The organism is Candidatus Jidaibacter acanthamoeba (genome assembly GCF_000815465.1).
Lineage (GTDB): Bacteria > Pseudomonadota > Alphaproteobacteria > Rickettsiales > Midichloriaceae > Jidaibacter > Jidaibacter acanthamoebae.
The window spans coordinates 1-408 of sequence record NZ_JSWE01000221.1 but is presented as its reverse complement, the minus strand read 5'-3'; the positions used below and the strand labels follow the sequence as shown (position 1 = coordinate 408).

The 408-nt window shown below is 33.8% G+C and carries 1 protein-coding gene; it reads right to left on the bottom strand.

The window, feature by feature from the left end:
- Positions 1-408, bottom strand: a 408-nt coding sequence (locus tag NF27_RS10155) for an NACHT domain-containing protein (RefSeq protein WP_039459253.1), incomplete at both ends; no start/stop codon positions are given.

Sequence of the window (408 nt, the reverse complement as noted above, 5' to 3'; positions counted from 1 at the left end):
AATCAGTTAATATTTCTTTTAATATCCTTCTGATTTTTTCCCCTTCTCTATTTTCTAAATTGTCTACAATCGGTGCTATTTCATCATAGCCATCCAATATAAATAGAATATCGCTAAAATTACCTATAAAATTATCTATAGCTTCTACACTAGGCTTATATCTTTCTCGTCCTCCCATACAATGCTCCCTTATTACTTCCGCTAAACTGATATCTTCTTGCCAGTTCTTTAACTCTGAAGCTATTTTCCTAAGCGGTAGCCATATTACTCCCTTATATTTATCATTCCATAAATTCCCCCCACTCCATCTTACCGATATGTATTGGCATAATGTGCTCTTACCTATTCCGGCTCTTCCGTATATTGCTAATTTCTTTATCTCCTTATTTTCTCTCTTCTCAAATAACT